Genomic DNA, 25,180 nt, shown 5'->3' with positions numbered 1-25,180 from the left:
GGATAGTATGGCTTGATATCCAGGATCGGTGTGCCATCAATCGCATCAAGCCCCTTGACAACGAGTCTGTCTTCCGAAACAGATACAATTTCAACCGAAGTCATGCCAATCCTGTTAGGTCTGTCTTTTCCACGCTGGGAAAAAATACCCACCAGAGGCATATCTTCTCTATTCTGAGGCCTTCTTTGAAGATGTTTTTCTTTTTCATACTTTGCCTTATCAAGATGATATAAAATGATCACATGCGAAAAATCTTCAAGCCCCTTCAAGCCTGAAATATACTCTGCATTCAACACTATAGAAGAAGTATCTTCTCCCCAGGAAACATCTTTTCTGTCCTTAACTTCATTTCTAACATAGCCAATTGGTTCCATTTCAATTTGCATAATTTTCTCCTTAGCAACCTTTTTACATCCCAATCATTCTCATTGATGCAACTCTGCAAGCATGAATTTACTGCAACACAAACCTATATCTCTATCATTTTTCTTATGCCATTAGGGATTACTTCAAATCCAAGTTTCTGATAAAAGCCTTCTTTCCCTTTGGCAGAAACACCACCAATAGTTGTAAATTTCCCTGTAGAAGAATTCTTCACGGCATAGTCTACAAGATGATTAACTATCATGGTTCCTATGCCCATGCCTTGATATGCCGGCAAAACAACTATTTCCTGCCGGCTACTTCAATGACACTCCACGTGTTCTTAATAACGCTCTCGTAGTTATAAAACCTGTTATCTGTAATACCTTTTTAAATATCAATTACTTAAAAGAAGCATCTTAAAAAGACTTTCTACCTAAATCATGTCAGCAACCTGCTCAACAGACAACTCGCCTGTATCTATAACATCTTTCATTGAAGCAAAGTACGGTAATGACGCCAAACTAACCTCAAGCCACTTATCCGTTCTCCATTCGCAATTGTGATCATTCTTCCAGCGCTTGATCAGCGTATCTTTGTCACAGATCAATGTAATGCTCTTTACTTCTGCCTTTAGGGCAGTAAGTCCATCAACAATGCTTTGAAATACTTCTCTGTCATCCATCAGCCATACTAGAACGACCATTTTGCACTCACTACATTTCTGATAATTCCCAATCATATGAAGAATGTTATCAACTGCCATTGCTCTTGTTTCACGATTCCCGACAAAAGGATGTATATCCATACACCAATCGCCATCAATGAAAGCTGTTCCGGGATTTTTTTCAGCAATGCGCTTTCCTGTAACCGTCTTCCCAACACCCATTGGGCCGTTGATGATGTATACTTTCATATTCTATAACTCCTATCATGTCCGCTCCACTAAGCGCTTACTTCCCTGCTTTCACAAATAAAAAATCCGGCCTGTGAAAAAAGATCTCTGGACTCCTTCAACAAACCACGTCGATTCATTTCTTTTTTCCACGCAATAATTTGCTAAATTCGCATAGATCTTGTTCCCGTTCTCATCGCGGGTCCACCTGTCACCGGTGCCTGAATGCTTTTTAAATATGAGTCACTTCCCCATTTGAATGCATCCGAATCTCTTTATCGAACTCTTCCAAGCTCATCAAATCTTTTCGAAAGTGCGTGCTCTGTCGGAATCATCGCGCCAACAAGCGGAAGTATTTGTGCAATAATAATTCCTGTACCAACAGTTCCGATCTGATCGTAATCTTTTCCCAACACGAATAACATGGGAATTATCGATAGAGGAATTGAAACCAGCCCGCAAATATACCATATCTTTCCAAAATAGTTGTGAGCAAAATTCCAAGTATCTTTATTCTGCATGGAACGTTTCGTTCGATAACCAAACACGCCGTTTATATTCTTTGGCGCTTTTCTCATAAACATTTTTCCAAAAAAGATCATAATACCGGGGCAAAGCAAATCAGTTATTGCCATAAAAAACCAGAATCCCATTTTTCTCCTCCGCATATTTGTTTTTTTCACAATAGTAGTGATTTTACTATACCGACATAGCAAGTTCTATTTCGTCTTCGTCCTCATTTCCCGTTGCCACAAATCCTTTATCTTCATACATTTTTCTCGCAACAGGATTGTTTTTATTACAGGTTAAAACAACTCTTTCCGAATCGCCGAACGGCTTTGTCTTAATAAATTCAAGCACGCGGGCAAGCGCCTCTTTTCCGTAACCATGCCCCTGACAATCTTTATCGATCATCATGTGCCAGATATCATACTCCGGAATATCATAATCATAAATCACCATGACATATCCGACCATCTTCCCTTCCGCATAGATTCCAAACGGCCGGCATTGGTTCCTGTACACATATGCCTGAGCAAGGCTCCGTATCGGATGCGACACAAACTCCTCCTGCCCCGGTGCAAGCTTAAGATTAAATGCATCAATAAAATTTTCTTCTGTTATTTCTTTTAGTTCTACCATAAAATCACTCCCCTATGGGTATCTCAGTTATCTCCCCGCACACCTTGTAAAATTCTAATCCTCATGCTCAACCTTCCGTCCCAAGGAGTCCAAAAACTCTGCAATCTCCTTATTTACTTGCTCCGCGTTGTCTCCGTTTGAAAAATGCGACGCATTCTCAATGATATGAAGCGGATAACCTGTATTCTCAGCCCAGGCTTTGCAATACTGCATAACTTTCCCTGTTCTGTCCTTATCTCCAAGCAAAATAAGTACAGGACACTTAAGCTCAATATCTCTGTTTTCCTGCGCAAACTTCCCATACGCAACGTCCATCTGCGCGATAATCTGCGCTTTTGTCATAGGCGCAAGAATTTCCAACATTTTATTATATGAATAATCCGTCAGCGATATCGATCTCGCCATGCTCTTTCGAAGCGCTTTATCAGTGAACAGCCCGGCCATCGGCTTAACCTTCGAAAGGCACCACATATCAAACTTAGAATAATATCTTTTTCCAAAAGGTGTAGTATCAAGTGCTACGAAACATTGCACTTTTTCAGGATACATATGAGCAAACATCTGCGACGGATATCCACCAAGCGACATGCCTACCAGAGCCGCGGATTCCACGGCCTCCTGCTCCAATATGTCATTAAGATCCTTTGCTGTATTTGTAAAAGAGAAATCTCTGTAATCTACGGACAGCCCATGAAGCGGCACATCCCACGTAATCACAGTATATTCCTTATCAAAAAACTCAACCTGCTTCTCAAACATTGTGTGATCCGCAGTAACTCCGTGAGTAAAAACTATAGCTCCCTTAGATGTCTCTTTGGGCCGCGAAATCCAGTAATGTACTACTCCGCCGGCTCCGTTAATTGTCTTATGCTCCATCAGTTCTCCTCAATCGTCCCAATATGGCATTTCAGCCCCTCATCTCACTCCACTCTCCAAAACAGAAAATGTCTTCTTTTCGCAATCAATCTCCGCCCGCGCCCCGTAAGGTAAAATGAACATCGGTGAAGAATGACCAAAGTTAAGTCCATACATTATAGGAATTTGGCAAAAATACTTTCCGGAAACGATCTGCCGTATGACTCGGATTTCCATTTTATGCCTTCATCTCCGGCCCAACCGTTGCAAGGGCTGATCGTTGCTATCGTATCCCCCGGCTTCAATCGGCGCGGCTTTACCAGTTGTCTCATAGTCTCTCCCAAATATAGATTCTCTAAAATGGACCACTAACCCCGTCCCCAAGAGTCCACTTCATTCTCAAGCCACTTCGCCACTCCGTCCTCATTGTTGGAAAGAATGACGCCCGTAGCAACTTTCTTCAAATCCTCATGCGCATTGCTGACCGCATAGCCTTCGTCGGCGGCTTGAAAAAGGCTTATGTCATTTTTGCCGTCGCCAAAAGCCACAACTTTATCGCAGCCGATCATCTCACGCAGCTGCCTGACGGCATTTGCCTTTGACGCAGCCTTGGGCAAAATCTCAAGCCACTGATCGCCCGTATAAATATCTTTTTGAAAAACGCAGTGATAATCCCGCTTGTACGCCTCATACATCGGCGCAAGCTTCTCCGTCTCATCGATGCATGAAATGTAAAAGATATTTCCTTTTTTCAAGTCTCTATAATCATCGATCGGATTAGTCCTAATGTCACCTTTGCGGGAATTTATGAATGTGTTCATGCCCTTCGTACATAACCTGGGGACAAAAGAAAACTTCTCTTTTCCATCAACAATCCCATACACGATCGGATATATATCATGTGAAAAAAGATTCTCCAAAACATCATTCACACTCTCATCAAAGTAATTTGCCCGAAGCACTTCCTCTGTGACGTTATCAATGATAAAAGCACCGTTATAAACAATCAGCGGTATCTTTGCGTTAAGCCCTTTAGTGACTTTTTTGGCCGTTATCAGGGAACGTGCCGTTGCATAGGAAAAGAGCATTCCCTTGCTCACAAGCGTATTTATCGTATTGTTCGTATATTCTGACATCTGCTCATTGCTCTGCAGCAAAGTTCCGTCAAGATCTGAAACGTATAATGTTCTCAATAATTATCCTCCAATCTCACGCCTTATCTGCTCCCAGTCAAAACATCTTGTGTAGTTCTCGCCCAGTAGCTCACACTCGTGATTCCACGGCCTGTCGATGACAAGAACCTTAAGCTCAGGCATATGGTCAAAAAACCTGAATGCCATCGGCGAGTCCTCAATCGCATAGTCAAAGCTCATCTTATAGTAATCCTCAAGCTCCAGATTGAAATTGCTGTTCTTGATAAAAGAGTCCCTGCCGTATTTGTTCAGGCAATAAAGCGTCGCACGCTCCAGACCATGCTCATCAAGCCATCTCCTTGACGCCTCATAGGAACTCGACGGACGCCCCGTTATAACAAAGACCTCATGCCCCTTGTCGATAAGTTCATTAAGCACTTTAGAAGCCCCCGGAGTTTCATCATAGGAAAGAAGCTCCTCCGTGCGATGCCCCTCAAGCATCAGCTTTTCGTACTCATCATCGGTAAGTTCAAAAGACTGTTGCAGGTTAAAAAAACGTACCTTCTCATACGGAACATCTTTTCCGAAAAACCTTTTTGCGATCACTGTAAACGCCTTTGCCGTCTCGCACAGACAGTCATCAAAATCTACATAAAATTTCATTTTGCAAACCCCATTATCAATTATGCTTTATCACAACATCTATGAAAACAATGATCTAATCGGCGTTTTCCAATCTTTAAACGCATTCAATATATTCACTGTTTCAAATTATCACATGAAAAATATCGCAGTTCGCTTTAATAATTTCGTATCTGCTCACATATCTTCTCTGTCGCTTCATCAATGAAGCTGCTCAACATACTAACCGCAAACATTTCATTCGAAGACACATCGACAATTTCTTCAATATTGAACTGCTTCTCAATAAGATGCCTCTTCATCGCAACCTGATTATCAGCCGTAACGAAGTCTTCAAAGTCTGTTTCCTTCGACTCCCGAAGCAGCTTCAAAATCTCTTTTGACCCGTAAAAATTCTTAAAGAGCCATTTATCCAAACACTGCGCCTCAGGATAATACTTTTCCTTAAACTCATCTAATGTCATCGGCGGAATCATCTTTCTTTTAAGCGCACTCCAGACCATAAGGTCGTACCAATAGTCAGTCAGATTGTGCACGCACATTCCGGTCAAAAAAGCTCTCGTCTGCGCGTTCTTCTCACTTACAACGTACTTTTTCCAAAAGGCTTCTATGTTCAGGAGCCAGTTATCATAATCCTGCGTATCGCCCCATGGTCCGCAGTTTTCAAAACTGTGGGAATGAATTTTTTTCTCAAGATATGCATCCGAAAACCAGACAGAATCAGGCGCAACGGATCCAAGAATATATTCCGCCCTGTTATCCTCTATTTCCAAAATCTCTGCAACCTTGAAGGCAACCGCTAAGTGAGTCATTTGTAAAGCCATTGAATTTTACCTTTTTATTTACTAAACATTTTGATTACAACTTATACTGCATGAAATTGCGCTCGTTCCTACGGTCTTTTTCCGTTAATCCTCTGTAGGTAATACTGTTCATGTACACCTCCTTGGCATGTCAGTTAAGCACTTCATTCTCAAAGTCTATTCGTACAAGTGCCTTTCCGTTCGGAAGGCGTTCCTTCATCTTCGCTTTCTCAGAATATCCAACCGCATTCATTGTAGCAACAAGCTCATTCTCCTCCATCTGATGATGAACCTCTTCAAGCTTGTCAAAAGAATGAATGTAAGGCGAATCGGAAACCCAGTTGCAGACATCATCATTGATCTGGATAACGCAAGATACAAAGCAAGGATTCACCGAGGAAACCACCTTTGCAAAAGCATCATAGCCGATGTACTCAATCAGCAGATTTGCTATCAAGAGCTCTGCCTGCGGCAACTTCTCAGGTTCAGAAATAAGATCAGCCTTAAGTAGCTTAAGCACTCCCGAATCCGTCATTCCTGCAAATCTTGCCGCCACAGCATCAAGATATTTCTCATTTATATCAACGCCGTAAACAGTGCTGTACTTGCCACCATACACATGCTCCAGACCGTTTCCGCCCGCAACGCCAAGAACCATCGCTGTAGTCACGGGATACTCGTCAAACTGCGCCTTCATCATCGAATTAAGCGTCTGAAGCTGCTTTACGGAATCAAGCTTCATATGATTCTCGTAGTCGTCCAGCCCAATCTCTTCCCATGGATTTTTCATCTTCACTCCTTTTGGACCATGGGGACGGGGTTTGTGGACCATTTTCTTTTAGCTTTTCCAAAATGGTCCACTACCCCCGTTCCCTGTGGATCATTCTTCTTTGACCTTCTTTCCCGTCATGTGCTCAGGTGTAAATTCAAAGCACTGCACTCGCGGGAAAAAGAACTTGAGCTCTTTTGCAAGAAACTCCTCGTCGTCCGTGAATTTTTTTACCATGGCAATGCAGATTTTCTTCGCCTTCTCTTCATCTTCCACAAAAGATATTCTTCCGAATGTGATCACGCTCTTAAAATTCAGCGCCCACTCGCCCTCTTCGCGGTATCCCTCATCATAAACGGTATAGCAGGCTTTATCGCAAGACTTAATCGCATCGTTCTTGTGTCCGTCTTTTGCCCCGTGAAAATAAATCTTACCGTCCTCTTCGCAATACCAGTGCACAAGCGGCACTCCGTAAGGATATCCGTCGTCGCCTATAAGCGAAAGCACACCTCTCTTGGTATTCTTGAGAACTTCTATGCACTCTTCATCAGTTATCTGCTGATTAAATCTTCTCATTTTTCTAAACATATGCGTCCCTCCTCTTTTTATGCAATCACATGAAGTGCGTAATAGATCAAACTCATAACAATTCCCATTGCAAAAGAAATACTGTGTATCTTGATATTTGAAAAATCAAAGCACCTCATCTGACCATTGATGATATTACCTATGACTACTGCACCAATCGTCCAATCCGCATAAATCGTGCCAAGCTTAAACGGCTCATAGCTCTTGCAGATAATCTGCATCATCAGCATCAAACCAATAATCGCAAAAATAATAACCGAGCCACCAACAGACTTTTCAGCATTTTTCGAAGAAAAAGAAAAAATCACATTTGTAGCAGTTCCTGCAATAATCCCCAGCAAAGCTATGGCAACACCGTTCAACTTTCCATCAAGATAGATAGTGATAAAATACAAAATCGCGCTGTTTGCCACCACATGAAACAAGCTTGCATGCAGGAAAGAAGCTGTAAAATAGCGATAGTACTGACCTCTTATATTGTTAATGCCCTTTCCGCACAAGTACTTATCAATATCCGTAAACCTTCCTATTAAGTATAAAAGAATCCACAAACCGATAATAATTTTGACTGACAAAATGTTGTTTTTCACTTTCGTATCATCCTCGCTATTTGTATATTTACTGATATTTTTCGCAAGTAAAATCAAACTGTAATTTCAATCTGATTTCCTTCAATCCCCACGATGCAACTCTCATAGTAGCCATCACCAGTAGTGCGAGGGCCACTGACAACATCGTAGCCGGCAGCTTTAAGCATTTCAGTCAGCTCATCGACCTTTTCTTTACTACCCACAGAAAAGGCAATGTGAATGAAGCCCGTACGATTAAGCGGTTTTTCCATATCGTACATATCAGGCTTATTCATCAGCTCAATCCTCGCCCCATCATCAAAAGAAATAAAATATGATCTAAAATCTGTTTTCTCATTATGATAACCGTCGTTGGATGTTCCGCCAAGATATTTCACAAAGAAATCTCTTGCCACCTCCAGCTCATTAACGTACATCGCTACATGCTCTATCTTCATCCGCTGCCTCCTTAACTATGGTCAGCCCATCACATAATCCAAATAGACTCTCTTGTCCTCACCTACGTCACTTATGTTCAATTACAAACTTTATGTCCGTAAAATCTTTCTCACATTCACTTATTCCTACGTGTAAAAATCGATTTTCAAGATTCTATGTCCGTAAAGCCATTCCCTCATTCGCTTACTTCTACGTGTAAAAATCGATTTTCAAGATTCTATGTCCGTAAAACCATTCCTTCATTCGCTTACTTCTACGTGTAAAAATCGATTTTAAGGATTCTATGTCCGTAAAACCATTCTCTCACCTCATACTTCTACGTGTAGAAGTCGATATCATCCCTTCACTCAATCGCTCCGCCATGAAATACGCATTCGTAAACACTCTTACCTTTATAGCTTATGATTTCTTTTCCGCTGAACCACTCAAAATCGCCGTCTACGCTGCACTTGTAATTATAGTCACCGTTGCTGTAATCAGCAGGGCCTCTGAAAGGCTTATCCTCGGGAACGTGCAAAAGAGCTTCCTTCAGAAAATCTCCACTAAAACCATCTCCGATAACTCTTCCTACATAGTTCATGCTCCAGAACGGCTCGCCATCACTCCAAAGCGCCTCCTCGCCTGCAAACTTATTGCCGCCAAGGTACGTATCGTAGTACATATAATTTCCATCTTTATAGATCAGATCATGCGATTTTTCCCTGGACGGTGTAGTCTCCGCACCTTTTCCCGCATAAGTTGCCTGCTTCGCTTTTATCAAAAAATCAATTATTTTCTTGTCCATTTTTCTTATGTCTCCTAATATAAGCTGATGTCAGCTCCGCCTTTCATCAGCTATTCCGGCCCCTTATGTTTTACGCCTTCTTCATCTTGATGATCATATACACCGGATTTTCAACAAAGCTCTCGTATCTGTAAGCCTGCGTTTCCTTCCATTCTTCGGGCGCCATCGGCTCACACACCTTCTCAATCTTTAGTCCCGAACCAACTATGGCATTTACATAGTCCGAAAAAGTATGATGATAACTTTTGCTGAGATGATTCTCGTAGTCATCGTTGTACTCAAGCCACGGCTGGATGTAAGCTCTCATCGCTTTGTCCATGTATCTGACATTCCACTCTTCGTCCTCAGGAAAAGAACCATCTTCATGCTCAACAGGATACATCGCCGAATATACAGGATTGATCGCGGAAAAGATACATTCCCCGCCTTCTTTAAGGCTTTTTGCCACATTCTCAAACAGCTGCTTCAAATTCTCAATGTAATGACTTGTTGTCGATGAAAAAATAAAGTCGACAGGCTCATCTATCACCTCTTTGCAAGTAGCTGCATCATGCTGCACAAATTCAGCCTTTGAACCGCTTGCGCCGGCTTTTTCTCCCGCAATCTTAAGCATTTCTTCCGAAAGGTCGATTCCTACAATCTTCGCCGGCTCACTCTTTTCCAAAAGAAAAGTAAATATCCCCGTACCACAGCCTAAATCCACTACTGTCTTTCCCTTCAAATCAGGAAGCATTTCCTTAATGCACGGCCACTCAATGCAGTAGCTATAAGAATCCTCTGCATTATTAAACTCCTCATATGCCTTTGCCATGCTGTTCCAATCTATTTTTATCTCGTTCATTTCTAATTTCTCCGTTTCAATTATGTATTTATTTAGTTTCTGTATTAAACTCCTCAATAAACCCTTCGATGTACTCATGACGATGAAGAGCCATTTTCTTTGCTTCTTCGGTATTCATCTCATCCTTTAACAGCAAGAGCTTGTCATAAAAGTGCTGAATTGAATCATCCAAAGATCTTCCGACTTTTCCGCCGTACGCAAATGTTCTTGCAATTCCCACTGCTCCAATCGCATCAAGCCTATCCGCATCTTGCACTATCTGCCCTTCAATGCTCTCCGGCCTTTGGCCCCTGTTCATGCTAAAAGAAACTCCGTTGATAATCGCACAGATCTGCTCAATCTCTTTTTCTTCAAGATCATTACTTGTCAAAAAAGCTCTCGCATTAGCATTGTCCTTCGTATCAAACAACTTATGATCATCAACATCATGTAATAAAGCCGCAAGCGCCACGACCTCGCTATCACACCCGGGATAACGCTCCGCCAGTCTCATAGCATTTGCATAAACCCGCATCGAATGCGCCGCGTCATGTCCATCCGCGTTATTACTGAAAATTTCCTCTATGTAACTTTTTGCATTTTCAATTATTGAAGCATTCATCTTAGTTTCTCTGCTATTTCCTTTAGTTTGCCATAAATAGGCAGTCGCTATCAGGCTATAAAAAGCCACTTTACCTGCACCGGTTCTGCCTAGAACATCATTTAAGATATTTTAGGCAGAGAATTTTGAGCTATTTTTCCACGTGAGCCTTCACTCGGACTGCTCATATCTCATCCTTTAATAATATAGGCAGGCACTCCATTCTGCTTATTTTATCATTTCGCTACATATAAGCAGTGATTTTCCTGCATTTTTAAACTATTTCACCTCAAAATGCACTGCCTATTTTCTTACTTCATGAGAAATGAGCAGGCCATCTCACCCATTTCACAATTTTATTCTTGTTTTTTGCACTGCCTCTATCTTCGCTCTTCGAAATATAGGCAGATAAATTGATATACCATTTTTCAACTTTTTCGATTATGAGCAGATAATTGTAGTAAAAAGTGCAAAAATCTCACCGCCAGCTTCATCGATACGACAATATATCTGTGATTTTCACCATTTCTTAACCGATGCAATAACATCTCTGCACTTTTCCTCAATCCTTCACCGGCGCAGTCACTTCCACATGATTTCCTTCGGAATCAACGAACTCCGCAACCCAATTATTCTTTATCCTAGTCAAAGGAAAACAAATTTCTTTCCCAACAAGCTTAGCTTTAAGCTCATCCACACTTTCAAAACTTACACTTGGCAAGCAATTGCTACCGAATTCATGCTCTTCGTGCATCTTCTGATATGCAAACAAGCCATACCTGAATCCGCCGATGTCGAAAACGCTGTATATCTCGTCGCGTTCAGTGACAGGGCAGGCAAAAAAAACTTCGTAGAACTTTACGGCCCGCTCCATGTCTTTTACGCAAATATATAATGAAGTAATCTTGCAATTCATGTCATTCTCCGTGAAAAAAATCATATATAGGCACTTGTCTCTTCCAAAATATCTTTTTCAATTATGTCTCAAGCCCTGCTCGCCCATTCCAATATGGCTGCCTTATCGAACCCATTCAAGTTCTCAGGAATCTCCGATTTTTTGAAGAATCTGTGCTCAATAACCTCTTTGGGGTCTCCAGCTATTTCGCCATTGTATTCTTTGGTCAAAAAAATAATTCCCGGGCCAAAAGTCACATCTCCGTTCGGGTACTCAATAATGCAATCTCGTCCTGAGCAAAGCTTAAAGATTTCGAGTTTTCCGAGCGAAAGCCCCGACTCCTCCTTAACTTCTCTTTTTGCAGCTTCTTCAAAAGTCTCGCCCATCTCCATCGCACCGCCGATCAGTGCCCAGCAGCCGTTGTCACGTCTTTTCTGTAAAAGAATCTCTCCTGCAGCATTTTCAATTATCACTCCGCACGAGCATGACATAATCGGTGCATGTCCGACGTACTTGCGCATCTCCATGATATAGCCGCGCTCTTTGTACAGCTTGATATAGTCAGCGATTGAAAGTTTTCTTTCTGTTTTGGAAAAATTAGCTGTATTTTTTTCATCAATGTATTTCTCAGCTTTATCAATGAATTTGATGATTTTCTTGATATAACGTATCCCTTTGATTACACCCATAACAATCACTGCTAAAAGGAGTATCCTGAGTATCAAATTGACTATTGTCATAAATGTAAAAAACCACTCTGTTGTAACCAACTCTGTTGTGGCCATACCTTTCCTCCCTCCGAACGACAAAACTCATTCCTTACAGCCCACACCATCTTCAGTTCTTACTTATACTTATAATCCCCGAGCAATACGACTTTTGCTCGAACTCAAGCTCAGGAAACGCCTTGCGAAGTTCATCTATCACAAAATAGATTTCATCCTCATCCCAGGCACTGCCGGCCTCTTCTTTGCACTTCTCAAGTTTACTTCTCGTCTCAAACACCACATCTCCGATTAGGAGCTTTCCGCCCTCATCAAGAAGATCCAGTAATTCTTTGAAGAAAAAGACCTTCTTCTCATCCGTCAAATGGTGCAACGAATATGTTCCCAAGATAAAATCATACTTGCGCGCACTAAGCTCCGTAACAAGCCCCTTTGAAAAATCGCCTTGATACAAATTCGCATCGGGCATTTTTTCTTTTGCAAGCTCGATCATCCTCTGAGAAAAGTCCTGTCCGTACACATCACACCCATTCTCATAAAGCTTGGTCGTAAGCGTTCCCGTCCCAAATCCAATGTCCAGAACAGCAGCCTTTTCTTTGTGCATAATCTCATCAAAAATGCCACCAAGAACGCTCTTATATCCCGCAAACGGATAGGTATTTGCCTCCTCTGAAATACCTACCGCCTTGTCATAGCCGTCAGCCCATAAGTTAAATCCCTTGTTGTCTAGCATTTGTTTCCTCCTGTCATTCTCTATAATGTCTTTTTAATTAAGTTTCAGTCCAACTCCGCACAGTCTCTGATCGCCTGCACCACCTCTCGCGGCAGGCACGTAGTCTCCTCTTCCACGTTTTCTTTTACATGCAACCATTCATCATCGGGGAGACTAAAGTCGAACGCGGTCAAAAAATCTTCTTTCGGAAGTTTACCTGTAATCACTTTGGTAAGAACTGTAGCAACCAGATAATCACCGACGGCAGATGCATGAGCACCGTCACGGTAATAAAGGTCTGCCTCGGGTATATCAGAAAGCATATTCAGCACACGCTCCCATACTTCTCCGATTGGCGCCAATGTCACTCCCTGCTGCTCTGCAATTGCCCTATATCTTTTATTCATCTTTGCCTGATTTTCAGGCTTCGCCTTCTCCGCCCAGGTTTCAAAAATAATCGGCTCGGTACCTACTTTTTTACACAACTTGATTATCCTGTCCGCGCACTCTACCGTATCCTTCTCGGGAGGCATAGGATGCGCCTGCTCCTGAATAACACAGTAGTCATACCCGCCATGCAGGATATTGAATCGCACCGCAAAATACTCCTCTTCCAAGTGCCACTTAAGCGGTCTTGCGGAATAAGTCAACGCGAATACCTCGCACGCTTCTCCCGTCGCATCCTCAATCATGCGCCTTGCAAGCTCCGGCATATCATTCATATATGTGTGGCTGTTTCCGATAAATAAAATCTTCTTCATTGTTCTTTGCTCCATTATTTCAAGCATAATCTTTTACGTAACTTCTTTTCCGATTAAAAAATATACTTTAAAAAACACATTAAATACTGATACTGCACTCTCAACAAATTCTCTACTGTAAATCCTCTTTCGAAGCCTCGATAGACGGGTAATGTTCAAGTTCAGTCAGATTAGCATCAAACGGCGTTGTGTATTCCATATAGAACTTATCCGGATTAGACTTTTGCAATTCATCGAGTTTCTCCTTTATCTTAAGCTCATCAGAAGAAACATAGACAACCGAGACAACACCGACCTTCTCTGCATCTGCGTCATCTTTTTCCACAACTTCGCCGCAGAGAATCATATTAACTTTCTCATTCTTTGAACCGACATCTGCCAGAATCCCATACTTATCGGGCCTTCTGTACTTATCGCCCATGATGTCATTTCTTCTGTGCGCACGCAGACTATCAAGGTCAAGCTCAGCGACATACACGCCTGATTCGCCCGAAGCCTCGAATACGCACATATCCCTGACTCCGTCTTCATTCCACGGAACTCCGTCAAAGAGCGTCGAGTGTCCGTTACAGTCAGGATGCCCCTCAGGATAGTTGCAGGTCGCCACAGCAACCATGTTCTCGTAAGCTCTTGTCCTAATCGCCGACAATCTGTTGATTTCCATCGGACAGGCGTTCGGCGCCAAAATAAGCTCTGCGCCCTTAATCATCAGAATCCTGGCACTCTCGGGAAACTCCCTGTCAAAGCAGATCATCGAGCCGATCTTCACGGTTCCTCTCCCAAAATCAAGCTCGGCCGTGTAATAGTCATCTCCGCCCGAAAGCACTTTTTCAAGATCAAACGCACAGGTGTGAACCTTGGAATAATGCAGGATTTCTTTTCCATCTTTATCAAAAATAATCACGGAATTAAGAGGCTTTGGATCATTTGCCTCAAGAAAAGTAATTCCTATTGCCATCTGCAGTTCTGCCGCAAGCGCACGGAATTCTTCTAAAAAAAAGCTATTCTTCGAGATTGCAAGCTTCTTGAGCTCCGCCTTGTCCTGAGGCAAGCGATACCCATCACTCCACATCTCGGGGAAAAGAGCTATATCCGCGCCTTTTTCTTTTGCCTCGGCGCACGCCTTTTTCCCAAGCGCAAGGTTTTCTTCGATGTCTGTCCCTGGATGTATTTGCAAAAAACCTATTCTGATATTCATTTCCCCCTCCATCATTTCTAACCAAAGAAACGCTTTTAATCTGTTAAAACCATATATTAATTCAAAAACATTATCGGACACTTCTTTCCATGCAAAAGAAAATAATCGCCTGCTGCACTCTGAGCAGGTTCTTTTTGAATTCATACCCCACAAAATACTCAGAATCAATCACATCATACGAAACCTCTTCGCCTCTGTAAAACGGCGGGCAAGGATTCAGCACTGCTCCGGCATTTGCAAGATTCATTATTTCTTTCGTAACCTGATATTTATTATCGCCGTTAAGCATCTCCGAAGGAAAAGAATCCGTACACACAATATCTTTTCCCACGATTGCATCTCTCAAATTCTCAATGCAGTCTGTCTCCGGAATCCGGAACTCATCGGGGCAACTCTGCGTCAAAGAAAATCCAAAAGCTTTCGACGCTTCTTTCCACGCGCGTCCTGATGCTGTTTGCAGGAAAAAACATGACAACCGTCTTTCCGGTCAAAAAGCCCTCGTAACGATTGATGTTATCGGCTATGTTAAAGATTTCCCGCAATTCTTCTTTTTTATAATCAGTAAGTCTTAAAAAAGATCTCATTTATTCTCCTGCTGCCGATGCTATCGGTTATGCTTAAATCGCCGCCTCTTACGGATTTCTCAGCATCACTCTGCCATCCACAACTTCAAATCCATACTGCGAATAAAGCTTCTGCGCATCCTTTGTGACCAATATCCCTCGAAGCCCCTGAAGTTCCGGCGATGAAACTATGTGTGACACAAGCACCTTTCCAAGCCCTTTGTTCCTATATTTTTCATCGATTATAACATCGCTCAGATAATAGTTTGTCGCATAATCGGTGATAATCCTCGCAAATCCTACGAGATTCTCTGCCTCCTCAAGGTACAAGCCATAGCACTTGGAATTCTGCACAGACTTCTCAATCTTTTCCACAGGGCGCTTATCTGCCCAATACGTCGTCCGAAGAAGTCGCACGATATCATCAAGTTTCATTTCGTTTATATCTTCAACTATTCTGTACTCCATGCGCTGCCCTCCTTGCGAAGATTACTTGAAACCTTTTCTCTCCTGCGCTTTATCTATAAGATCATGCGCTTCTTCAAATGCGCCGAAAAGATAATCTGCATGCCATTCTTTTCCCACTTTTTCCTGCTTCTTTATCTCTGCCCAGGCGGCGTGAAGTTCTTCCTCAGTCTCAAACTTTACATCGGTGAAAACATGCGGATGCCTGCGTTCCATCTTATCTGCAACCGTTTTTGCCACATCTTCGAATGTAAAAAACCCCTCTTCCTCAGCAATCACCGAATGAAACATTACCTGAAGCAAAAGATCTCCAAGCTCTTCCTTGAGGTTCTCCGCATCACCGGTCTCATCAAGTATATTGATTCCACCGATAACCTCTGCAGCCTCTTCTATACAACCTGCTTTAAGACTTGTATGCGTCTGTACCTTGTCCCACGGGCAACCGTTCTCGCTTCGAAGTGTTTCTACTATTTTCTTTAGTCTTTCTATTTGTGATGTATTCTTCATATCCTTAGGATGTTCTCGCTTTCTCTGTTGCCGCCATTATCATGTCTGCTATGATTCCATAATGCTACTATACTGTCATTGCCAGTGCTGTCATGCAATCCTAGTGCTGCTGTCATCAAATAACTCGACTTTTTACGCAGAATAAATTGTTATTTTGTGAGACGAAGGAATGAGTCGTACCGGGCGGTACGACGATTGACGACAACGAAACAAATAACAATTTAGGCAAGTAATAAAGTCGACTTATTTGGTGACAGTAGCACTAGCCGATACTACAATGGCATCATATTCAATGATATTATGCCACTATCATAGCGTGCTATATACATACTCACCATTATAACAGCAATGTGCTGTAGCGCACCTTCATTTTCACAAATTTTCCTCATCACAGATAAGATTTTCATTGTCACCGTACACTTCCATCGCGAACCACCCGTACGGTGCGTTTTTCGTCTTTCGCACCGTACATTTCTTCCACAGCTTTTCTGTGCGGTGCCTATTTGCTTTCCCGCACCGCACACATTCTCCGCAGCTTTTCTGTGCGGTGCCTGTTTGCTTTTCCGCACCGCACACATTCTCCACATCTTTTCTGTGCGGTGCCTGTTCGCATTTTCGCACCACACATATCATCCACAGCTTTTATGTACGGTGCATTTCTCAACTTCCGCACCGTACACTTCCTTCATATATCATCCATACGGTACCTCTTTTCTTTTCCGCACCGTACACTTCCGGAGAAATCTCCTCATATTCAATTGAAAAAGCATTTCGCTCGCGAAATGCTAGCGCGCGAGCGGTATTGCAAAGCAATTATCTACCATTCCGCGAGCTGCGCATCCCTGCGGAGCTTTTTTATATCATAGGAAAACACTTTCCTATGATATAAAAAAAGCTCCTCGCAAAAGATTTCTCTTTCCGAGGAGCCATACACATCCATATTTCATTAACAAAACAAATGGCATAAGCACTCAACATAGCCGCATAACAGCAAGAACTCTCCTGCTGCCAAATGCAGCCGCACCACAGAAGAACCTTCCCCTTCTACCAGATGCGCTACATCACGGCAGGAACTTCCCTGCTGCCAGATACAGCGCATACCAGTCATGATGAGAAAGCTCAACTTTTATGGCATCGCACGCATCATTGATGTGATTGACATTCATTGTCCCGATGATTGCCTGCATCTTGGCGGGATGGCGAAGAATCCATGCAATCGCAATTGCTGTTTTGGATACATGCTCGCGATCCGCAAGTTCTGCAAGTACCTTATTAAGCTCGGGATAATCGGGATTGTCGATAAATGTTCCGCCAAACATACCGATCTGAAGCGGCGACCATGCCTGAATCGTAATGTCATTAAGCCTGCAATAATCAAGCGCACTTCCGTCTCTGTTTATAGACATATCCGTTGTCTTGTTATTCATGTAAAGCGACTGGTCGATCAGTTGCGACTGCTCAAGTGAAAGCTGCACCTGATTGATGACAAGCGGCTGCTTTACATATTTTTTCAAAAGTTCAATCTGCATAGGCATCAGATTACTTACACCGAAACGGCACACTTTACCTGCTTCCTCAAGTTCATCAAAAGCCTCCGCAACTTCTTCAGGGTCAAACAAAAGGTCCGGCCTGTGCAAAAGAAGTGTATCGATATATTCGCATTTAAGTCTGCCAAGAATGCCGTCAACGCTCGCTATAATATTCTCTTTTGTCCAGTCAAACACAGATCTCTCGGGGCAGATGCCGCACTTACTCTGAATGAATATCTTTTCCCTCTTAATTCCTGTGAGCGGAAAAGCCTCTGCAAAGCGCGTTTCAGCCTCTCCCATTCCATAGCATGTCGCATGATCAAAATAATTGATTCCGCGCTCGTGGGCAGTTTTTATAACCTTTGCGGCTTCCTCTTTCGAAAGAGAAGGCATTCTCATGCAACCCTGAATAATAGCAGATGCGTTCTGTGGTCCGTTCATTATGTCAATGTATTTCATCGGTGATCCTTTCTGTCTCTGTGCAGATTTCCTCTATGAATCTTCAAATATCATCACAAAAATCCGCCAAAGCGTTTCACATACAAAAAGCTTTTCCGGATTTTTTTCAAATTTTCTTAGAATGGCGCTGTATCAGGGTCTGTCTCATATCCTACGCAGCCCTTAAGGTCGGCGATGCGCTTAACATCAGCTTCCTCTAGTTCAAAATCAAACACCTTGAAGTTCTCTTCGATTCTTTCGGGTGTAACCGATTTCGGAAGAGGAAGATATCCCATCTGTATGCTAAAGCGAATGCAGATCTGCGCAATGCTCTTTCCGTATTTTTCCGCAAGCTCTTTCATCTCGGGAACATCAAAAATCTTGCCTGTTCCAAGCGGGCTGTATGCTTCAAGGATCATTCCCTTTTCCCTGCAGTATGCGACAAGCTCATCCTGCGTAGCTCCCGGACAAAGCCTGATCTGATTCACCATCGGCTTGATCCTTGCAGTCTTCATGAGCGCATCGATGTGGTGTTGCTTGAAATTACTGATACCGATCGCACGCACTTTTCCCGCTTCATAAAATTTCTCCATCGCTCTCCAGGTCTCGGCATTTGCCTCCTCCCAGCGGTCTCTGAACATAGCCGGATTGGGCCAGTGGATCAAAAGCAGATCGACATAATCAAGCCCCAGCTTTTTTAATGATTCGTCAAAAGAGCTGACGGTAAGCTCATAGCTATGCTTATCATTCCAGATCTTGGTCGTAACAAAGATATCCTCTCTCTGTAATTTATTGTCGATGATTCCTCTTCTGATGCCCTTGCCGACACCTTCTTCATTTCCATATACCTGCGCCGTATCAATATGACGATACCCCGCATCTATAGCACATTTCACGCTTTCAACAGCTACATCACCCTCAGGTGTCTGCCAGGTTCCGAATCCTATGCAAGGAATTCCCACGCCGTTTAAAAGCTTGTATACTTCGTTTTGCTTCTTCATATCTCGCCCTCCGTAAAAAGAATAGCCTTCATTTTCCACATAACTTTTATATTGTAGCATTTCTACGATACCGCCACTTATCATATTCTGCGATATTATCTGTCATTTTTTGATGTAAAAAAAGCAGATATCCAACAGATACCTGCTTCCTTCGCCATCATTTATATTTTTTTCTGACACTCACCTTGCTTTTATTATTTCCTCTGCCATTCCAAACAGCTCATCGGACGTAATATTTTCATCAAATGTCATTATACAATAATGCACATCACCCATTTCAAAAACTACGCTTGATACATAATATGTCTCACGCTGATCACTGCCGATGCTGATAAAAAAGTGATCGTCAGTTTCTTCACGCTTAAGCTCTTCTTCGGTTGGTGAGATATCTTTTGACGCGGGAAGTCCCAAATACTCATCATAGTTGTAGTAGACATTTATGCCGTCAACAGTCCGCATCTCATTGGCTCTTAAAGCAACGCCCGGATCATCATCAATGTGACCGTTTACCAAAGCAGATTCCATATTTACACTGATCTGAGGTTTATTATCGCACACATACTCAATTCTTAACTCTTTAAATCGCCCGACTGTTCTGTCTTCATCATCCACCGTACGGAAATCCTCAACATCCATCGAATCAAACTTATACCCGTTACTGAATGTTTCCACAGCAGTGACGCCTATTCCTACTTTTTTCTCAAGTTTGTCCAGACGACTAAAATCAGATGTTTTGGAGAAAAAAGTGTCAGGGCTAAATGAAGTGACAACTCCTGTAGCCTTCCCCACTGCAACTCCGCAGCCTCCAAGAACAGCCAGACATGCCGCAGTTAAAGCAACAATCTTCTTTACACTCAGCTTTTTCTTTTTTTGCACAACATTCTTGAAACTCCCTACCTCAGTGAGTCTACCGATCATATCCTCCTTTTGATCTTTTGAAAAACAAAGTTCATTCATAGATTTTTTATAAGATACAATAATATTTTCATTCATAGATTTCACCTGCCTTTGCACCATAGTCACCACCTGTCTCCAGCTTTTTTCTAAGCTCACGCCGTCCTCGCGAAAGATATTGTGAAACAGCAAACTGCGACTTTCCCATGATTTTCGCAATTTCTTTTACCGAGTATCCTTCGTAGTAATGAAGATAAATGCTCATGCGATAGCCTAGGGGCAACTTTTTTATCTCCTCCAAAAGATCTGAATCAGGCGCCTTCGGAGCTTCTTTTTCCGTGATAGCATCAAGCCCTACCATTTTCCTTGAATAAGCGCTCTTTCGAAGGTCGTGGCATGCATTTATCGTAGTGCGTATCAGCCATGCTTTTTCATGTTCATTTGTGTCAAAAGATAAATCGCAGGAAATCAACTTAAGCAGCACAGTCTGACAAATATCTTCCGCATCAAACGTATGCTGCAAGTAATTGTAGCTGATTCGGAGAATCATATCGGAGTACGTCTCCACCACCCGCCTTACTTCTTTTTCATCCATGTAAAATGCTCCTTTTTTCAATATTTTGCCTTTCACTTATAAAACGATTTAAAAAGGCAAAAGCTGACAGCTATATTATATCTTTTTCAAACGTCTCATTTCTTTATCCATCTTAGAACAAAGAGTTGCTCTGCAACTCTTTGCGCGCCGATGCGCGCAAGCTTTAGCTTGCATAATTCATCTGCGCATCGGTCGCATCCATAGCGGAGCGCTTTTTATTTGATAGGAATTCCCTATCAAATAAAATAGCACAGCCTCAATCCTGAAGCTGTGCTCTTACTTTTTTAGAGCTTAACTGAGTAAGAATTTCCAATATATTATCGGGCTCTTCCGCAAAAATACTTGCTCCTATCTCTTCCAGATAAGCCTTATCTCTAAAGCCCCACAACACCGATATGCACGGAAGATTCGAATTCTTTGCCGTAGCAAAATCAACCTCGGAATCACCGATGTATACCGCTTCTTCAGCAGAGCTTCCAAGTTCATCCATTGCTTTTACGACCATATCCGGCGCAGGCTTTCTCTTTATCCCGTCCTGCTCTCCGATTGCAACTTCAACCACTTCGGAAAAGAACTTCTGATTCAGCTCTTTTACCGCAGAATCAATCTTGTTGGAAACAATGGCCATCTTGTAACCGCGCTTTTTAAGTTCTCTCATAAGCTCGATTATGCCGGCGTAAGGTCCCGTCTTATCTAGACAGTGCACATCATAATACTCCTTAAATACCGGCACCATCTCGTCTATCACATCCTGCGAAGTTCCTTCCGGTACCGTAAGCTCAATTGTCTTCCTAATGCCGCTTCCGAATGCTCTTCTGTACTCATCGAGCGTCCTCTGTGGAAATCCGAATTTCTCCATTGTATAATTCACGGACGTCGTCAGATCATCAAGTGTGTTCAACACCGTTCCGTCCATATCAAAAATTACTGTGTTAATCTTGCTCATAAAACTTGTTCCTTTTTCAGTTGTAAACATTCATCATTCTGTATCTTATGATGTGATTCTGTTTCTTAAATTGCAACCTAGCATTCTTTTTTGTATTGTTGGTTGACTCAATTTGACACTTTCTGCTTTTGCAGTCAATTCATCTTAAAATGTCAGCTTCCGCTTACCTTAAATCAGCACTTTTCCATATATACAAAAGTCAGCTCATCCGTTACTTCTTTTTGCCCGAATATCTTATAACCGCATTTCTCGTATAACCTGATATTATCGACACTTCTGGTAGATGTAAAAAGCTCAAATCTTTTATTCGGATGTAATTCTTCAATTGCCTTCAAAAGAGCTGTTCCATTCCCAAGGCATCTGTACTTAGGATGAACCATGAGCTTGCCAATATATACTGTGCCATTTTCTACATAGGCACGGACTGAACCGATGATGGTACCATCTTCCGCCACCATCTTCAAAATTCCCCCCGTGTTGTATTCATGCTCAACCTCCTCAAGCGTCTGCTTAAGAGGAGGAATATCCTGTGTTTTAAAAAGTTTTGCCTCACTCTGATACGCGAGATACTGAAGTTTTAATATCTCATCCAAGTCTTCTTTAAAAGCTTTACATATTTTCATCCTACCACCTTTTTCCATTCATCACGTGTTATCGCATATGCATATGAGATTTCATTGTGCGGATCGGGGTATTCTTTTATCTTCTTCATACCGTTCGCAAGCGCTGTAGAATATGAGCCGACGTTGGTATACTTCATATAAGAATACAAAATATCATAGTCAGTATTATTAAACGCCCAGTCCCTGCAGGCGCGGGCGGCCTCTTTGGCATACCCTTTGCGCCAGTATTTCTTGTTTATGTGATATCCGATCTCGGGAAGCTGCTCTCCATCTATATTCTGAATAGTTATCCCGCAGTCACCGATAAATTCTCCTGTCTCTTTCAGCTCAATAGCCCATAGGCCAAAACCGTATTTTTCATAGTTATCCAGATTCCATGTGATCCACTTCTTTGTCCACTCTTCATTATACGGCGCAGGATAATGCTGCATAGTCTCAGGATCTGACAAAATCTCATAAAGAGCATCGAAATCCTCCATGGTGTAGTTTCTAAGTCGTAGTCTGTCTGTTTCAATCATCTTGTCAGTCCTTTCCTTTTGGTCCCAAGGGACGGGGTTTGTGGCTCATTATTTCAAAAATGAACCACTACCCCCGTCCCCCAGGTTCATTTCCCAAATAGCATATCTGCTGCCTTCTCAAGTGCTCTTCGCTCCTCAACGTCGTCGTAACCGCTTTCCTTATCATCAATGCCTTTTACAATATCAACGGAATACAGCCCGTCGCGGTTACAGTAGAAAAAAAGCTTCTTAACTCCGCGAATCTTGAATCTCGCTTCAGCCCTGCCTTCCGGATAGAGCTTTAATAGCTGCATGTCATCTGACGATACCGCTGCCGCAAAAGAAATATAATGCTCCTTCGTCATTTCATGGTCAAACCGCACGTAATACTCATCCTCAACTCGTTCGATAAAGACCATATGCTGCTCATCCGAAGTCTCTGCTTCAAGCGGCGTAAGCTGAATCCCATGGCACTGAATCACCGACTCTCCCATACTATGGATCACATTCCCGCAAACGGGGCACACATAAAACTTGGACCTCATCATATTTGCAGAAACATTCTCATTATGAATGGTGTTTCCGGAAATAAGTTCCGTGATTGACACTCCAAATGCATCCGCAATCGGCTCAAGTAACGTGATATCAGGATATCCCTTTCCTGTCTCCCACTTAGAGATTGTCTTGTCGCTAACTCCCAGCTTATCAGAAAGCTGAAGCTGTGTCATTTTATTTTTTTCGCGCAGTTCCTTGATGACTGCACCTGTAACATATTGATTCATTTTCTTTTACCTCCATGTACCGATTGTAAATCTGCACATAAAGCTACCACCACCTACGTATCGTAGAGTTCCGGAAATGCGCCACGAAAACTTATCAATAAATCGTTTAGCCGGCATATATCGTAATTTCGTATACAACAGAAGCTTTTTCGCTCCTTTTTCAAACTATTATAGCGAAAAGACATCTATCTTCGGAAATAATTTCACCTTCACGAAATAATATTCCCACTGAAATATTATTAATTTTTGCATGGATTATTACCCAAAATTCCTTTGGCGAAATTGTACACATTCTACAAAGTTACATAGTATCGGTACATCTATCTAACCATTTTTCACATGTTTTAGATACTATTTTTGTGCAATATGCAATACAGCATTGCATACATTGCAAAAATTGCTGTAACATTTTTTCATAATTCGAGTCATAATTAACGATAAAATCGGCAATTTCCACCTATACTATTTCCCCAAAACATGGTATCTTTATATCAATTTGTATGAGGAAAATGAAAATGAGAAAAAGCTATTTATCTATTGTGCTGATTGCTACACTTGCACTCACCGCATGCGGTACAAATGCAAGTAATGCCACGAATGTCACTTCCATATCAGTCGAAGATATGCCGCTTAGTGCAGAGCCAGCAGACGATACAACTTCACAGAATAACACAATAGCTGCAAACACATTTAAATTTAACGAAAATGTTTTCTCAAAAAAAGCCGCTACAATTTATGGCGAAAAAACAAAGGCTTCATTTTTCAATTTATGTAAAGCATTGAAATCCGGGGAAGATACCTTCGAATGCCCTGATGAAGCTACATACATAGAATGTATTGAAGGAGATCTTTTAAGCCACTTCTTCCCGGCTGCGGTATCATGTATTTCAGCCGATCAGACAACCGGATTCGAAGACGGAGTTGGAAAGATTAAATACAATATCACAAAGGATGAATTTCATTCCCGAGAGAAAGCATTTGAAGATAAAGTTATTGATACGTTAAATGCAAACGTTGATCCAAGCTATTCCGAATTTGAAAAAGCTTTGAACTTATATGTGTACATCTCACAGAACTTCGTATATGACTACGAGATGTATGAAGACTACTTAGCCGGAAAAGCTGACAACATTGGAGCTTACAGAGCTTTAATGGATAACAAAGGCATAAGCCAGGAGTTAAGCGACCTTTACTCCTATCTTCTTTTACAGTGTGGCGTCGAAGCCGACGTCATCAGTGGATATAATATTAACGGTGACCATCAGTGGAGTTTTGTTTCCATAGGTGGAAAAGATTATCATGTCGATCCTACACAGGGACTCAGTAGTCCTGATTTATTTGATGATAACACACCTTTGGACTATTTCTTAATGACAGACAATACCCGTGCTGAGAGAGACGGTTTTTCAGATTATTATCTTTGTGGTAGCAATTCTCTCAATGTTCAGGCAACAGACGATAAGTACTCTACCCTTACAGGCGGATACTTCCTTAAGCTTGATTGTAACCGCAACGTTTTAACTTACGGCGGATACGACGGCGGCGGAGTTCAGGAATTCCGTTATGATGACTGACAAAATAACAATGTACTTTAAAAGCTGACAGGTTTTAATTCCTGCCAGCTT

36 protein-coding genes are annotated in these 25,180 nt (G+C 42.1%); 1 reads left to right on the top strand and 35 read right to left on the bottom strand.

Annotated elements, in window-relative coordinates; all coding sequences use genetic code 11:
• The 35 genes from tsaA to DL92_RS19705 all read right to left on the bottom strand — a co-directional run.
• The coding region (tsaA, locus tag DL92_RS0115780; RefSeq protein WP_026668264.1) for a tRNA (N6-threonylcarbamoyladenosine(37)-N6)-methyltransferase TrmO at nucleotides 1-386 on the bottom strand (386 nt) is incomplete at its 3' end.
• 83 nt (nucleotides 387-469) lie between these two features.
• On the bottom strand, nucleotides 470-661 hold the full coding sequence (locus DL92_RS19725; RefSeq protein ID WP_051594034.1) for a GNAT family N-acetyltransferase: 192 nt from the start codon (nucleotides 659-661) through the stop codon (nucleotides 470-472).
• Nucleotides 662-799: 138 nt separating this feature from the next.
• Nucleotides 800-1,279, bottom strand: a complete 480-nt coding sequence (locus tag DL92_RS0115770) for an AAA family ATPase (RefSeq protein ID WP_026668263.1) — start codon at nucleotides 1,277-1,279, stop codon at nucleotides 800-802.
• Nucleotides 1,280-1,533: 254 nt separating this feature from the next.
• Nucleotides 1,534-1,911: an SdpI family protein gene (locus tag DL92_RS0115765; protein ID WP_026654252.1), complete on the bottom strand. Its 378-nt coding sequence runs from the start codon at nucleotides 1,909-1,911 to the stop codon at nucleotides 1,534-1,536.
• A gap of 46 nt (nucleotides 1,912-1,957) precedes the next feature.
• Complete coding sequence (locus DL92_RS0115760; protein ID WP_026668262.1) at nucleotides 1,958-2,401, bottom strand: GNAT family N-acetyltransferase; 444 nt, start codon at nucleotides 2,399-2,401, stop codon at nucleotides 1,958-1,960.
• Between the two features lie 54 nt (nucleotides 2,402-2,455).
• Nucleotides 2,456-3,277 (bottom strand): alpha/beta fold hydrolase, encoded by an 822-nt coding sequence (locus tag DL92_RS0115755; RefSeq protein ID WP_026668261.1) that lies wholly within the window; start codon nucleotides 3,275-3,277, stop codon nucleotides 2,456-2,458.
• 39 nt (nucleotides 3,278-3,316) lie between these two features.
• Nucleotides 3,317-3,433, bottom strand: coding sequence for a hypothetical protein (locus DL92_RS21885; protein WP_242845876.1), 117 nt, complete (start codon nucleotides 3,431-3,433; stop codon nucleotides 3,317-3,319).
• Nucleotides 3,433-3,588 carry a hypothetical protein gene (locus tag DL92_RS21325; RefSeq protein WP_196803725.1) on the bottom strand — a complete coding sequence of 52 codons (156 nt, stop codon included), beginning with the start codon at nucleotides 3,586-3,588 and terminating at the stop codon, nucleotides 3,433-3,435. The genes DL92_RS21885 and DL92_RS21325 overlap by 1 nt, the downstream gene beginning before the upstream one ends.
• A gap of 36 nt (nucleotides 3,589-3,624) precedes the next feature.
• Nucleotides 3,625-4,449, bottom strand: coding sequence for a Cof-type HAD-IIB family hydrolase (locus DL92_RS0115745; protein ID WP_026668260.1), 825 nt, complete (start codon nucleotides 4,447-4,449; stop codon nucleotides 3,625-3,627).
• Nucleotides 4,450-4,452: 3 nt separating this feature from the next.
• Nucleotides 4,453-5,052: a 5' nucleotidase, NT5C type gene (locus DL92_RS0115740; protein ID WP_026668259.1), complete on the bottom strand. Its 600-nt coding sequence runs from the start codon at nucleotides 5,050-5,052 to the stop codon at nucleotides 4,453-4,455.
• Between the two features lie 137 nt (nucleotides 5,053-5,189).
• Nucleotides 5,190-5,855, bottom strand: a complete 666-nt coding sequence (locus DL92_RS0115735) for a zinc dependent phospholipase C family protein (RefSeq protein WP_026668258.1) — start codon at nucleotides 5,853-5,855, stop codon at nucleotides 5,190-5,192.
• A 130-nt stretch (nucleotides 5,856-5,985) separates the two neighbouring features.
• Nucleotides 5,986-6,624, bottom strand: a complete 639-nt coding sequence (locus DL92_RS0115730; protein ID WP_026668257.1) for a methyltransferase type 11 — start codon at nucleotides 6,622-6,624, stop codon at nucleotides 5,986-5,988.
• A 90-nt stretch (nucleotides 6,625-6,714) separates the two neighbouring features.
• The gene (locus tag DL92_RS0115725; RefSeq protein WP_026668256.1) at nucleotides 6,715-7,191 is read right to left on the bottom strand and encodes a pyridoxamine 5'-phosphate oxidase family protein; all 477 of its coding nucleotides are present in this window, start codon (nucleotides 7,189-7,191) and stop codon (nucleotides 6,715-6,717) included.
• A gap of 17 nt (nucleotides 7,192-7,208) precedes the next feature.
• Nucleotides 7,209-7,781, bottom strand: coding sequence for a rhomboid family intramembrane serine protease (locus DL92_RS0115720; protein ID WP_197027272.1), 573 nt, complete (start codon nucleotides 7,779-7,781; stop codon nucleotides 7,209-7,211).
• Nucleotides 7,782-7,834: 53 nt separating this feature from the next.
• Nucleotides 7,835-8,218, bottom strand: coding sequence for a VOC family protein (locus tag DL92_RS0115715; RefSeq protein ID WP_026668254.1), 384 nt, complete (start codon nucleotides 8,216-8,218; stop codon nucleotides 7,835-7,837).
• Between the two features lie 344 nt (nucleotides 8,219-8,562).
• On the bottom strand, nucleotides 8,563-9,003 hold the full coding sequence (locus tag DL92_RS0115710; protein ID WP_026668253.1) for a DUF5680 domain-containing protein: 441 nt from the start codon (nucleotides 9,001-9,003) through the stop codon (nucleotides 8,563-8,565).
• A 70-nt stretch (nucleotides 9,004-9,073) separates the two neighbouring features.
• Complete coding sequence (locus tag DL92_RS0115705) at nucleotides 9,074-9,844, bottom strand: class I SAM-dependent DNA methyltransferase (protein WP_026668252.1); 771 nt, start codon at nucleotides 9,842-9,844, stop codon at nucleotides 9,074-9,076.
• Between the two features lie 28 nt (nucleotides 9,845-9,872).
• Nucleotides 9,873-10,445 carry an HD domain-containing protein gene (locus tag DL92_RS0115700; RefSeq protein WP_026668251.1) on the bottom strand — a complete coding sequence of 191 codons (573 nt, stop codon included), beginning with the start codon at nucleotides 10,443-10,445 and terminating at the stop codon, nucleotides 9,873-9,875.
• 541 nt (nucleotides 10,446-10,986) lie between these two features.
• Nucleotides 10,987-11,340: a VOC family protein gene (locus DL92_RS0115695; RefSeq protein ID WP_026668250.1), complete on the bottom strand. Its 354-nt coding sequence runs from the start codon at nucleotides 11,338-11,340 to the stop codon at nucleotides 10,987-10,989.
• A 68-nt stretch (nucleotides 11,341-11,408) separates the two neighbouring features.
• Nucleotides 11,409-12,104 carry an NUDIX hydrolase gene (locus DL92_RS20865; RefSeq protein WP_081816932.1) on the bottom strand — a complete coding sequence of 232 codons (696 nt, stop codon included), beginning with the start codon at nucleotides 12,102-12,104 and terminating at the stop codon, nucleotides 11,409-11,411.
• A 52-nt stretch (nucleotides 12,105-12,156) separates the two neighbouring features.
• Nucleotides 12,157-12,777 carry a class I SAM-dependent methyltransferase gene (locus DL92_RS0115685; protein ID WP_026668248.1) on the bottom strand — a complete coding sequence of 207 codons (621 nt, stop codon included), beginning with the start codon at nucleotides 12,775-12,777 and terminating at the stop codon, nucleotides 12,157-12,159.
• 44 nt (nucleotides 12,778-12,821) lie between these two features.
• The gene (locus DL92_RS0115680; protein WP_034469471.1) at nucleotides 12,822-13,517 is read right to left on the bottom strand and encodes a hypothetical protein; all 696 of its coding nucleotides are present in this window, start codon (nucleotides 13,515-13,517) and stop codon (nucleotides 12,822-12,824) included.
• A gap of 112 nt (nucleotides 13,518-13,629) precedes the next feature.
• Complete coding sequence (locus DL92_RS19720) at nucleotides 13,630-14,715, bottom strand: carbon-nitrogen hydrolase family protein (RefSeq protein WP_242845875.1); 1,086 nt, start codon at nucleotides 14,713-14,715, stop codon at nucleotides 13,630-13,632.
• 70 nt (nucleotides 14,716-14,785) lie between these two features.
• Nucleotides 14,786-15,061: a Rossmann-fold NAD(P)-binding domain-containing protein gene (locus DL92_RS21615; RefSeq protein WP_026668246.1), complete on the bottom strand. Its 276-nt coding sequence runs from the start codon at nucleotides 15,059-15,061 to the stop codon at nucleotides 14,786-14,788.
• A 34-nt stretch (nucleotides 15,062-15,095) separates the two neighbouring features.
• On the bottom strand, nucleotides 15,096-15,299 hold the full coding sequence (locus DL92_RS21610; protein ID WP_026668245.1) for a hypothetical protein: 204 nt from the start codon (nucleotides 15,297-15,299) through the stop codon (nucleotides 15,096-15,098).
• Nucleotides 15,300-15,347: 48 nt separating this feature from the next.
• A complete protein-coding gene (locus DL92_RS0115660) occupies nucleotides 15,348-15,746 on the bottom strand; it encodes a GNAT family N-acetyltransferase (RefSeq protein ID WP_026668244.1) in 399 nt (132 codons plus the stop codon).
• 21 nt (nucleotides 15,747-15,767) lie between these two features.
• Nucleotides 15,768-16,250, bottom strand: a complete 483-nt coding sequence (locus DL92_RS0115655; protein WP_026668243.1) for a MazG nucleotide pyrophosphohydrolase domain-containing protein — start codon at nucleotides 16,248-16,250, stop codon at nucleotides 15,768-15,770.
• Nucleotides 16,251-17,311: 1,061 nt separating this feature from the next.
• Nucleotides 17,312-18,238, bottom strand: coding sequence for an aldo/keto reductase (locus DL92_RS0115640; RefSeq protein WP_026668242.1), 927 nt, complete (start codon nucleotides 18,236-18,238; stop codon nucleotides 17,312-17,314).
• A 116-nt stretch (nucleotides 18,239-18,354) separates the two neighbouring features.
• Nucleotides 18,355-19,218 carry an aldo/keto reductase gene (locus DL92_RS0115635; RefSeq protein ID WP_026668241.1) on the bottom strand — a complete coding sequence of 288 codons (864 nt, stop codon included), beginning with the start codon at nucleotides 19,216-19,218 and terminating at the stop codon, nucleotides 18,355-18,357.
• Nucleotides 19,219-19,398: 180 nt separating this feature from the next.
• Nucleotides 19,399-20,211, bottom strand: a complete 813-nt coding sequence (locus DL92_RS0115630) for a hypothetical protein (protein WP_026668240.1) — start codon at nucleotides 20,209-20,211, stop codon at nucleotides 19,399-19,401.
• Entirely contained in the window at nucleotides 20,204-20,707 is a 504-nt protein-coding gene (locus tag DL92_RS19710; RefSeq protein WP_034469466.1) for an RNA polymerase sigma factor, read from the bottom strand. The genes DL92_RS0115630 and DL92_RS19710 overlap by 8 nt, the downstream gene beginning before the upstream one ends.
• 256 nt (nucleotides 20,708-20,963) lie before the next feature.
• Nucleotides 20,964-21,653, bottom strand: a complete 690-nt coding sequence (locus DL92_RS0115620; RefSeq protein WP_026668239.1) for an HAD family hydrolase — start codon at nucleotides 21,651-21,653, stop codon at nucleotides 20,964-20,966.
• Nucleotides 21,654-21,826: 173 nt separating this feature from the next.
• The gene (locus DL92_RS0115615) at nucleotides 21,827-22,276 is read right to left on the bottom strand and encodes a GNAT family N-acetyltransferase (protein ID WP_026654228.1); all 450 of its coding nucleotides are present in this window, start codon (nucleotides 22,274-22,276) and stop codon (nucleotides 21,827-21,829) included.
• Nucleotides 22,273-22,794 carry a GNAT family N-acetyltransferase gene (locus tag DL92_RS0115610; RefSeq protein ID WP_026668238.1) on the bottom strand — a complete coding sequence of 174 codons (522 nt, stop codon included), beginning with the start codon at nucleotides 22,792-22,794 and terminating at the stop codon, nucleotides 22,273-22,275. Before DL92_RS0115610 ends, DL92_RS0115615 begins: the two co-directional genes overlap by 4 nt.
• Nucleotides 22,795-22,880: 86 nt before the next feature.
• Complete coding sequence (locus DL92_RS19705; RefSeq protein WP_081670579.1) at nucleotides 22,881-23,555, bottom strand: helix-turn-helix domain-containing protein; 675 nt, start codon at nucleotides 23,553-23,555, stop codon at nucleotides 22,881-22,883.
• Nucleotides 23,556-24,070: 515 nt separating this feature from the next.
• On the opposite strand from DL92_RS19705, the gene DL92_RS0115600 reads away from it, so the two are divergent.
• On the top strand, nucleotides 24,071-25,129 hold the full coding sequence (locus tag DL92_RS0115600; RefSeq protein ID WP_026654226.1) for a transglutaminase domain-containing protein: 1,059 nt from the start codon (nucleotides 24,071-24,073) through the stop codon (nucleotides 25,127-25,129).
• Nucleotides 25,130-25,180 lie beyond the last annotated feature (51 nt).

The organism is Butyrivibrio sp. AE2005 (assembly GCF_000686965.1).
GTDB classification, from domain to species: domain Bacteria; phylum Bacillota; class Clostridia; order Lachnospirales; family Lachnospiraceae; genus Butyrivibrio; species Butyrivibrio hungatei_A.
This window is presented reverse-complemented; position numbering and strand designations above follow the sequence as displayed.